Raw genomic sequence first — 2864 nt, 5'->3', positions numbered from 1 at the left:
GGTCCGTGTAGTGCCAGGATTCGATGCGGCGCGTCGGCAGGCCGTGCTTGATCGCCTCGATCGCGTCGTCGCGCTTGACCATCACCGCGCCGTCGCCCGGCAGCAGCGACAGCCGCTCGCCGAAGGCATCGATCAGCGCCGTCTCGGCCAATGTCCGCTGGGGCTGTGCGTGCATGTTCATCGTTCTTGCCTCGACCGCTCCCATCTCACGCGGCTTCGCCGATCACGCCGGCATAGCCGTTGGCCTCGAGATCGAGCGCCAGCGACTTGTCGCCCGACTTGATGACCTGGCCCTTGTAGAGCACGTGCACCGAGTCCGGCACGATGTGCTCGAGCAGGCGCTGGTAGTGGGTGATGACGACGATGGCGCGGTCCGGCGAACGCAGCGCGTTGACGCCGTCCGAAACGATCTTCAGCGCATCGATGTCGAGGCCGGAATCGGTCTCGTCGAGCACGCAGAGTTTTGGCTCCAAGAGCTTCATCTGCAGGATCTCGGCGCGCTTCTTCTCGCCGCCCGAGAAGCCGACATTGAGCGGACGCTTCAGCATGTTCATGTCCATGCTGAGCGAGGCCGCCGCTTCCTTCACGCGCTTCAGGAACTCCGGCACCTTCAGCGGTTCCTCGCCGCGCGCCTTGCGCTGCTCGTTCATCGCCACCTTGAGGAATTCCATCGTCGCCACGCCCGGTATCTCCATCGGATACTGGAAGGCGAGGAAGATGCCGGCAGTGGCGCGCTCGGCCGGATCCATTTCCAGGATCGACTGGCCGTTGTAGAGGATGTCGCCTTCAGTCACCTCATAGTCCTCGCGGCCGGCGAGGATATAGGACAGCGTCGACTTGCCCGAACCGTTCGGGCCCATGATGGCGGCGACCTCGCCGGCTTTCACCGTCAGGTTCAGGCCGCGGATGATCTCGGTGCCGTCATCGACGATGCGGGCGTGAAGGTTCTTGATCTCAAGCATTCTTGTCTACTTTCGTGTTCTTGTTGTTCTCGTCGCTCGATCCTTGCCGAGACCTCCCTAGAAGGGCGCCCGCGAGATCGCCGGTAACGAACATCCAGCCAAAAAACCCAACTGCTCCAAGGACTGCAATCGAACCACCGATATTCTTCACCGAACTCAAGCCAAACATTGCGCCTATCAGAGCCATCACGGCACCTCCGATAGCCAGCGTCAACAAGAGCATCAGAACGACGACTATCAAGCTCTCGATTCGCTCGAAGAACTTCCTAATCAACCCACGCTGCCTTCCAGCGAGATCCCGATCAGCTTCTGCGCCTCGACGGCGAACTCCATCGGCAGCTGCTGGATGACATCCTTGACGAAGCCGTTGACGATCAGCGCGATCGCTTCCTCCTCGGGGATGCCGCGCTGCATGACGTAGAACTTCTGGTCCTCGGAGATCTTCGACGTCGTCGCTTCGTGCTCGAACTTCGCCGTCGCGTTCTTGGCCTCCATGTAAGGCACGGTGTGCGCGCCGCACTGGTCGCCGATCAAGAGCGAGTCGCAATTGGTGAAGTTGCGCGCGTTGGCCGCCTTGCGATGCGCCGAGACCTGGCCGCGATAGGTGTTCTGCGAGAAGCCGGCGGCAATGCCCTTGGAGATGATGCGGCTCGACGTGTTCTTGCCGAGATGGATCATCTTGGTGCCGCTGTCGACCTGCTGGTAGCCGTTCGACACGGCGATCGAATAGAACTCGCCCGAGGAGTCGTCGCCGCGCAGGATGCAGCTCGGATATTTCCAGGTGATGGCCGAACCGGTCTCGACCTGCGTCCACGAAATCTTCGAGCGATCGCCGCGGCAGTCGCCGCGCTTGGTGACGAAATTGTAGACGCCGCCCTTGCCCTCGGCATCGCCCGGGTACCAGTTCTGCACCGTCGAATATTTGATCTCGGCGTCGTCGAGCGCGATCAGCTCGACCACCGCGGCATGCAGCTGGTTCTCGTCGCGCTGCGGCGCCGTGCAACCTTCGAGATAGGAGACATAGGCCCCCTCCTCGGCGATGATCAGCGTGCGCTCGAACTGGCCGGTGTTCTTCTCGTTGATGCGGAAATAGGTCGACAATTCCATCGGGCAGCGAACGCCCTTGGGTACGAAGACGAACGAGCCGTCGGTGAACACGGCGGAATTCAGCGTCGCGTAGAAATTGTCCGAGGTCGGCACGACCGAGCCCAGATATTTCTGCACCAGCTCCGGATGCTCGCGGATCGCTTCCGAGATCGAGCAGAAGATGACGCCCGCCTTGGCGAGCTCTTCCTTGAAGGTGGTGACCACCGAAACGGAATCGAACACGGCGTCGACCGCGACGCGGCCGGACTTGTACACGTTGTCGCCGATCTCGTCCTCGTCCGCCGCCTCGGTCTTCTGCACGCCGGCCAGGATCTCCTGCTCCCTGAGCGGGATGCCGAGTTTTTCGTAGACCTTGAGCAATTCAGGATCGACCTCGCTCAGCGACTTCGGCCCTGGCGTGCTCTTCGGCGCGGCGTAGTAGTGGATGTCCTGAAAGTCGATCTTCGGATAATGGACGCGCGCCCAGGTTGGCTCTTCCAGCGTCAGCCAGCGGCGATAGGCCCCCAGACGCCATTCCAGCATCCAGTCCGGCTCACCCTTCTTGGCCGAGATGAAGCGAATAATATCTTCGCTCAGGCCCTTGGGGGCCTTGTCCATCTCGATCTCTGTCTGGAATCCATATTTATACTGGTCGACGTCGATCTTTCGGACTCGATCGATCGTCTCCTGCACAGCAGGCATAAGCGTTCTCCATCCTCGCCGGGGTCAAGGCCCGGCAGTTTTCAAACTATGGCACCGCTGTGATCGCTTCCCGGCAGGGCTGCGCAGCGGAGTAAGCTCCATATAGTGCGTGTC

General features: G+C 61.2%; 3 protein-coding genes and 1 pseudogene. All 4 read right to left on the bottom strand.

All coding sequences use genetic code 11. The features are described from left to right. Window positions 1-181: pseudogene (locus EOD07_RS29165) on the bottom strand (Fe-S cluster assembly protein SufD); the annotation flags it as partial. 25 nt (window positions 182-206) lie between these two features. Further along, entirely contained in the window at window positions 207-962 is a 756-nt protein-coding gene (sufC, locus tag EOD07_RS29160) for a Fe-S cluster assembly ATPase SufC (RefSeq protein ID WP_040981303.1), read from the bottom strand. Beyond that, on the bottom strand, window positions 955-1176 hold the full coding sequence (locus EOD07_RS29155; protein ID WP_127237808.1) for a hypothetical protein: 222 nt from the start codon (window positions 1174-1176) through the stop codon (window positions 955-957). Before EOD07_RS29155 ends, sufC begins: the two co-directional genes overlap by 8 nt. Window positions 1177-1232: 56 nt before the next feature. Beyond that, on the bottom strand, window positions 1233-2750 hold the full coding sequence (gene sufB / locus EOD07_RS29150) for a Fe-S cluster assembly protein SufB (RefSeq protein WP_073988600.1): 1518 nt from the start codon (window positions 2748-2750) through the stop codon (window positions 1233-1235). Window positions 2751-2864: the final 114 nt, after the last annotated feature.

It is taken from the genome of Mesorhizobium sp. M2C.T.Ca.TU.002.02.1.1 (genome assembly GCF_003997225.1).
Note: the sequence above shows the minus strand (reverse complement) of the source record. Positions and strands in the feature narration are given on the sequence as shown.